The sequence below is a fragment of the Pseudomonas sp. K5002 genome, from assembly GCF_013386655.1.
In the GTDB taxonomy this organism is placed as follows: domain Bacteria; phylum Pseudomonadota; class Gammaproteobacteria; order Pseudomonadales; family Pseudomonadaceae; genus Aquipseudomonas.
Map to the genome: position 1 here is coordinate 741 of NZ_JACARK010000636.1, position 7,026 is coordinate 7,766.

Annotated in this window: 8 protein-coding genes; 3 read left to right on the forward strand and 5 right to left on the reverse strand. The window is 61.4% G+C overall.

The annotated features are described in order from the left end of the window. Window positions 1-31 precede the first annotated feature (31 nt). A complete protein-coding gene (locus HX846_RS25150; RefSeq protein ID WP_178966312.1) occupies window positions 32-1,174 on the reverse strand; it encodes an MFS transporter in 1,143 nt (380 codons plus the stop codon). A gap of 156 nt (window positions 1,175-1,330) precedes the next feature. Beyond that, window positions 1,331-2,824, reverse strand: coding sequence for an aldehyde dehydrogenase (locus HX846_RS25155; RefSeq protein WP_003213259.1), 1,494 nt, complete (start codon window positions 2,822-2,824; stop codon window positions 1,331-1,333). 230 nt (window positions 2,825-3,054) lie between these two features. Between HX846_RS25155 and HX846_RS25160 the strand changes: the two genes are divergently transcribed. Continuing rightward, entirely contained in the window at window positions 3,055-3,417 is a 363-nt protein-coding gene (locus HX846_RS25160) for a cupin domain-containing protein (protein ID WP_003213261.1), read from the forward strand. Between the two features lie 70 nt (window positions 3,418-3,487). Here the strand turns inward: HX846_RS25160 and rpmG are convergent, their stop codons facing one another. Both rpmG and rpmB read right to left on the reverse strand, forming a co-directional pair. Further along, window positions 3,488-3,643, reverse strand: a complete 156-nt coding sequence (gene rpmG / locus HX846_RS25165; protein ID WP_003176906.1) for a 50S ribosomal protein L33 — start codon at window positions 3,641-3,643, stop codon at window positions 3,488-3,490. Window positions 3,644-3,654: 11 nt separating this feature from the next. Then, window positions 3,655-3,888 carry a 50S ribosomal protein L28 gene (gene rpmB, locus HX846_RS25170; RefSeq protein ID WP_003213263.1) on the reverse strand — a complete coding sequence of 78 codons (234 nt, stop codon included), beginning with the start codon at window positions 3,886-3,888 and terminating at the stop codon, window positions 3,655-3,657. A 458-nt stretch (window positions 3,889-4,346) separates the two neighbouring features. Between rpmB and HX846_RS25175 the strand changes: the two genes are divergently transcribed. Continuing rightward, window positions 4,347-5,939 carry an ABC transporter substrate-binding protein gene (locus HX846_RS25175; RefSeq protein ID WP_008439424.1) on the forward strand — a complete coding sequence of 531 codons (1,593 nt, stop codon included), beginning with the start codon at window positions 4,347-4,349 and terminating at the stop codon, window positions 5,937-5,939. A 28-nt stretch (window positions 5,940-5,967) separates the two neighbouring features. Here HX846_RS25175 and radC read toward each other — a convergent pair whose 3' ends face one another. Beyond that, entirely contained in the window at window positions 5,968-6,642 is a 675-nt protein-coding gene (gene radC / locus HX846_RS25180) for a DNA repair protein RadC (RefSeq protein WP_003213267.1), read from the reverse strand. 130 nt (window positions 6,643-6,772) lie between these two features. Here radC and HX846_RS25185 point away from each other — a divergent pair. After that, on the forward strand, window positions 6,773-7,026 hold a 254-nt coding region (locus tag HX846_RS25185), incomplete at its 3' end, for a flavoprotein (RefSeq protein WP_306173151.1).

The window sequence follows — 7,026 nt, forward strand, 5'->3', positions numbered from 1 at the left end:
CCCGGCTCCCACAGGTGATCGCATTTCAAGTTCAGGCGGGTTGTGCGGCGCCGAACGCACCTTGGCGCAGCAACAGGATCACCAACCCCAACGCCCCCGCCGCCATCAACAACGGCAACGCATGCCCGCTGATCCACTGGCTGCCGGCACCGGCCACCAGCGGGCCGATCAGGCAGCCAATGCCCCACAGCTGCGCGATATGCGCATTGGCGCGCACCAGCGCGTCGTCGCGGTAGCGCTCGCCAATCAGGATCAGCGACAGGGTGAACAACCCGCCGGCGCTGGCCCCGAACAGCACCCACACCGGCCAGACCATCAGCGTATCGAGCAACAGCGGAATCGCCAGGCTCGTCACCAGCAGCATCAGCGCGCAGCCGAGAAACAGCGTGCGCCGAGGCAGGTAGTCCGCCAGCGCGCCAATCGGCAGTTGCAGCAACGCATCACCGACCACCACCGTGCTGACCATCGCCAGAGCAATCTCGGCGGTGAAACCCTGTTGCAGGCAATACACCGGCAACAACGTAAGAATCATCGCCTCGAATGCGGCGAACAACGCCACCGCCCAGGCAATCGCCGGCAAGCCCTGGCAGAAGCGCAGCAGGTCGCCAAAGGTCACGCTGAAAGACTCGGCAGTCGGCGCACCGGAACGGCCCAGCAGCAGGATCGGCGAGCACGTCAGCAGGCCGACACCCACCCAGAAGCCAATATCGTTGTCCGTACCCAGCGCGCCCAGCAGCAACGGGCCCGACAGCTGGCTCAAGGCATAGCTGCAGCCATACAGCGCCACCAGACGGCCGCGCCAGCGTTCGATCACCAGTTGGTTGATCCAGCTTTCGCCGAGGATAAACACGATGGTCAGGATCACCCCGATCATCAGCCGCAACACCAGCCATACCGGGTAGCTGGGCAATACCGCCAGCAAGCCGATGGAAATCGCCCCCGCCCACAGGCACAGGCGCATCAGGTTCGCCGTGCCCAGGCGTGAGGCCAAGCCACTGGAGACCTTGGCACCCAGCAGCACTCCAAAGGCCGGCATCGCCGCCATCACGCCGATGGCGAAGCTGCCGTAGCCCCAGCTTTCCAGGCGCAGGGACACCAGCGGCATGCTCACGCCCAAGGCCAGGCCCACGCTCAAGACCGACGCCAACACGGCGAAATAGGTCGCCCAACGCATTTCCACGCTCCTGTGGATTACTTGGAGATCATACAAAACAGTGTGGGAGCGGGCTTGCTCGCGAATGCGGTGTACCAGTCAATACATCAGCGACTGTGATACCTCATTCGCGAGCAAGCCCGCTCCCACATTTTTTACAGCGGTGTTCCTGGAGGCTTACAACTTGATCCAGGTCGCCTTCAGCTCGGTGTACTTGTCGAACGCGTGCAGCGACTTGTCGCGGCCGTTACCCGACTGCTTGAAACCACCGAACGGTGCGGTCATGTCGCCGCCATCGTACTGGTTGACCCATACGCTGCCGGCACGCAGGGCCTTGGCAGTCAGGTGCGCCTTGGAGATGTTCGACGTCCACACCGCAGCGGCCAGGCCGTATTGGGTGTCGTTGGCGATCGCAATGGCTTCTTCCACGCTGTCGAAGGCAATCACCGACAGCACCGGGCCGAAGATTTCTTCCTGGGCGATCTTCATGGCGTTGGTCACGCCGTCGAAAATCGTCGGCTCGACATAGGTGCCACCGCTTTCCTGCAGCGTGCGCTTGCCGCCGGCCACCAGCTTGGCGCCATCGGCATGCCCGGCTTCGATGTACGACAGCACGGTGTTCATCTGCTGGGTATCCACCAGCGCACCGACCGTGGTGGCCGGGTCGAGCGGGTTGCCCGGCTTCCAGGCCTTGAGGGCCTCGATCACCAGCGGCAGGAATTTATCCTTGATCGAACGCTCCACCAGCAGGCGCGAACCGGCGGTGCACACTTCGCCCTGGTTGAAGGCGATGGCGCCAGCCGCGGATTCGGCGGCGGCTTGCAGGTCCGGGGCATCGGCAAACACGATGTTCGGGCTCTTGCCGCCAGCTTCCAGCCAGACGCGCTTCATGTTCGACTCGCCGGAGCGAATCAGCAGTTGCTTGGCGATCTTGGTGGAACCGGTGAACACCAGGGTGTCGACGTCCATGTGCAGCGCCAGGGCGTTACCCACGGTGTGGCCATAACCCGGGAGAACGTTGAACACGCCTTTCGGGATGCCGGCTTCAACCGCGAGGGCAGCGATGCGGATGGCAGTCAGCGGTGATTTTTCAGACGGCTTGAGGATCACCGAGTTACCGGTGGACAACGCCGGCCCGAGTTTCCAGCAGGCCATCATCAGCGGGAAGTTCCACGGCACGATGGCCGCAACAACGCCGACGGGCTCACGGGTCACCAGGCCAAGCTGGTCGTGAGGGGTGGCTGCGACTTCATCGTAGATCTTGTCGATGGCCTCGCCGCTCCAGCTCAGCGCTTGCGCCGCGCCTGGGACGTCGATGTTCAGGGAGTCGCTGATCGGCTTGCCCATGTCCAGGGTTTCAAGCAGTGCCAGCTCTTCGGCGTTGGCCTTGAGCAGGCCGGCGAAACGGATCATGGTGGCTTTGCGCTTGGCTGGCGCCAGGCGCGACCAGGCACCGGAATTGAACGTGGCACGGGCGTTTTCTACGGCACGCTGGGCGTCGGCGACGTCACAGCTGGCAACGGTTGCCAGCAGGCGGCCATCGACTGGGCTCAGGCATTCGAACGTGTCGCCGGAAACGGCGGCGGTGTATTCGCCATTGATGTAGGCGCGGCCTTCGATCTTCAGATCCTTGGCGCGTTGTTCCCAGTCGGCACGGGTCAGGGTGGTCATGCGAGTGTCCTCCTCTTATTGAATACAAGGGCCGGGCGATGTACCCAGGCACCTTCGAAGAATTCTTGCCCGGCCAGCCAGCTGTTCGGCTCAAGGCAGCTGCCACCCTAAACCAGCGGCGATGGATGTTTCAATATATTTGACATAACGGCAGCAAACGCCCTTGCGATGTTCATTTTAATAAACATAGACTTTGAGCTCTCCAACCGCAGGCCAGACGGGACACGCCCATGAACATCCAGAATATCGTCGACTTCAGCCAGGCCAGGACCGAGCCAGATCGCTACCGTCCGGCTGCGGAGAAAATCCTCAAGGGCGACCCGGAGCAAACCGTCTACAACCACTACAACAGTCCGTGCGGCCAGATGAGCGCCGGGGTCTGGGAAGGTGAAGTCGGACAGTGGAAGGTCAACTACACCGAGCATGAGTATTGCGAGATCGTGCAGGGTGTTTCGGTGTTGCGCGATGCCGACGGCAACGCCAAGACCTTGCGGGCCGGTGATCGCTTCGTCATTCCGGCCGGCTTCAGCGGCACCTGGGAAGTGCTGGAACCCTGCCGCAAGATCTACGTGGTGTTCGAAGAAAAGGCCTGATCATTTAACAGGCACAAAAAAAAGCCCGCATCGTGAGATACGGGCTTTTTTTCACAAGAAAGAAAACCAATTACTTGATTTTGCCTTCTTTGTAGATCACGTGCTTGCGAACGCGCGGGTCGAACATTTTCTTTTCGAGCTTGTCCGGGGTAGTACGCTTGTTCTTGTCGGTAGTGTAGAAGTGACCAGTACCGGCGCTAGAGATCATTCGAATCAATTCACGCATGATTTAGCTCCTTAGATTTTGCCGTCGCGGCGCAGTTCGGCCAGCACGACAGTGATGCCGCGCTTGTCGATAACACGCATGCCTTTGGCAGATACGCGCAGACGAACAAAACGTTTCTCTTCTTCAACCCAAAAGCGGTGATGCTGCAGGTTTGGCAGGAAACGACGACGGGTTTTGTTGTTTGCGTGGGAAATGTTATTCCCAGTCACCGGACCCTTACCGGTAACTTGACAGACTCTCGACATGCCTCAGCCCTCTAAAACCACATGCCCAACCCGGCATGGGTTGGCCGCTTAATCTCTCAGTCATTTGGCGCCAGGCGCCGCGTTTCTTTAGGGTCTTACCGGCTACACCTACTAGCGAAGGAACCGGGCCCCTAGAAAAGAGCGCTGCTTTATACCAGAAAGACCCCAGTGCAACAACAGGCCGTGTACTTTTATACGCGTAAATCCAGGCCATGGACGCCTGAACCGTTGCCAGGGTGGGCCGCTATAGAAGCTAACCGCTCGTCGCACAGAATGATTTACAGCGCCCGCGCGCACTGCAAAGTGCTCGGCAAAACGACCTGAGGCGCCATCAAAACAGTATTTGCGGCAAAAGCACAGGCAAAAATGGGCTAGTCATTTGTCAATCAGCCCACTACGGTAGGACTTTTCCAGACTGCACTCGCAGATGGGCCTTCGATCTGCAAAGGAAACCGAATATGCGCCTCGCTGCCCTACCGCTATTGCTAGCCCCTCTTTTTATTGCTGCACACGCCCAGGCGGCCACTACCCTGAGCGTCTGCACCGAAGCCAGCCCCGAAGGCTTCGACGTGGTGCAATACAACTCGCTGACCACCACCAACGCCTCGGCAGACGTATTGATGAACCGCCTGGTGGACTTCGACGCCACCAGCGGCAAGCTGGTCCCGAGCCTCGCGGACAGCTGGGAAGTGTCGCCGGACGGCCTCACCTACACCTTCAAGCTGCACCCGGACGTTAAATTCCACCGTACCGACTACTTCACGCCAAGCCGCAGCCTGACCGCCGAAGACGTGCGCTTCAGCTTCGAGCGCATGCTCGACCCGGCCAACCCCTGGCACAAGATCGCCCAGAGCGGCTTCCCCCACGCCCAGTCGCTGCAGTTGCCCACGCTGATCAAGAAGATCGACGCCCTCGACCCGCTGACCGTGCGCTTCACCCTGGACCACGCCGATTCGACCTTCCTCGCCGCCTTGAGCATGGGCTTTGCCTCGATCTACCCGGCGGAATATGCCGACAAACTGCTCAAGGCCGGCACCCCGGAGAAGCTCAACAGCCAGCCTATCGGCACCGGGCCGTTCATTTTCGGGCGTTTCCAGAAGGACGCGACGATTCGCTACAAGGCCAACCCGGATTACTTCGCCGGCAAGCCTGCGGTGGATAACCTGATCTTTGCGATCACCCCGGACGCCAACGTGCGCCTGCAGAGACTGCGTCGCGACGAGTGCCAGATCGCCTTGTCGCCCAAGCCCCTGGATATCGATGCCGCCCAGAAAGACGCCGATCTGAAGATCGAGAAAACCGCGGCCTTCATGACCGCGTTTGTCGCCATCAACAGCCAGCATCCGCCACTGGACAAGCCGGAAGTTCGCCAGGCGATCAACCTGGCCTTCGACAAGGCCAGCTATCTGAAGGCCGTATTCGAAGGCACCGCCGAAGCCGCCAACGGCCCTTACCCGCCCAATACCTGGAGCTATGCCAAGGACCTGCCGGGCTATCCGCAGGACATTGCCAAGGCCAAGCAACTGCTGGATCGCGCCGGGCTCAAGGATGGCTTCAAGACCACGATCTGGACCCGGCCGTCGGGCAGCCTGCTGAACCCCAACCCCAGCCTGGGCGCACAACTGCTGCAGGCGGACCTGGCCAAGGTCGGCATCCAGGCTGAAATCCGTGTGATCGAGTGGGGCGAACTGATCCGCCGCGCCAAGGCCGGCGAGCACGACTTGCTGTTCATGGGCTGGGCCGGTGACAACGGCGACCCGGATAACTTCCTGACGCCGCAGTTCTCCTGCGCGGCCGTGAAGTCCGGGACCAACTTCGCCCGCTACTGCGACCCGGCGCTGGACAAGCTGATCAGCGCCGGCAAGACCACCAGCGAACAAGGCGTGCGCAGCAAGCTGTACCAGCAGGCCCAGGCGCAGATCCAGCAACAGGCGCTCTGGCTGCCACTGGCGCACCCGACCGCGTTTGCGCTGACCCGCAAGAATGTCGAGGGGTATCAGGTGAGCCCGTTCGGGCGCCAGGATTACTCCAAGGTCAGCGTCAAGCCCTGACCCCTGCCAGGGGCTGGCATGCCAGCCCCTACATCCACCCAAATTCCGCCATCGACAGCGGGTCACCCTCCCCCACAATGATGTGGTCCAGCACACGCACGTCCACCATCTCCAGCGCCTTTTGCAGCACCTTGGTCAATTTTCGATCAGCGATGCTGGGCTCGGGGCTGCCGGAAGGATGGTTGTGGCACAGGATCAGCGCCGCGGCGTTGTAGTCCAGCGCGCGCTTCACCACTTGTCGCGGGTAGACGATGGCGTTGTCGATGGTGCCTTGAAACAGCTTTTCGAAACCCAGCACTCGATGCTTGGCGTCGAGAAACAGGCAGCCGAATATCTCGTGAGGCTCGTGGCGCAGCAGTGCCTTGAGGTAGTCGCGCACGGCCTCCGGGCTTTCCAGCACCGAATCGTTGCGCAGGCGTTCAGCCAAATGGCGGCGCGCCATCTCCAGTACGGCTTGAAGCTGGGCGAACTTCGCCGGCCCCAACCCCAAATGCTGGCTGAACACCGGCTGCCTCGCCTCCATCAGCGCCCGAAGGCTGCCAAATTGCGCCAGCAGATGGCGCGCCAGGTCCACGGCACTCCTGCCTGACACCCCGGTGCGCAGGAAAATCGCCAGCAATTCCGCGTCGGAAAGGTTCTCCGCTCCCAGCTCCAACAGCTTCTCCCGCGGACGCTCTGCCGCAGGCCAATCGCGAATACTCATGGCACCTCCGTGTGCATGTGCGCCGCTGTTGCATGGCGGACGCTGTGGTATCTTAGGCCATCTTTTTGCGTGCGATTTCACCTGGGGAGGGGGCATCGCAACGCCATCACTGAACTGGAAAGGCAAGCCAATGCAGCGTCTGTATCGGAAACGCATCGTTCTCGGCGTCGGCGGCGGCATTGCCGCCTACAAGAGCGCAGAGCTGGTTCGCAGGCTTCTCGACCAAGGCGCCGAAGTGCGCGTGGTCATGACCCGTGGCGGCAGTGAATTCATCACCCCGTTGACCATGCAGGCCTTGTCCGGCCACCCGGTTCACCTCGACCTGCTGGACCCTGCGGCCGAAGCCGCCATGGGCCACATCGAGCTGGCCAAGTGGGCCGACCT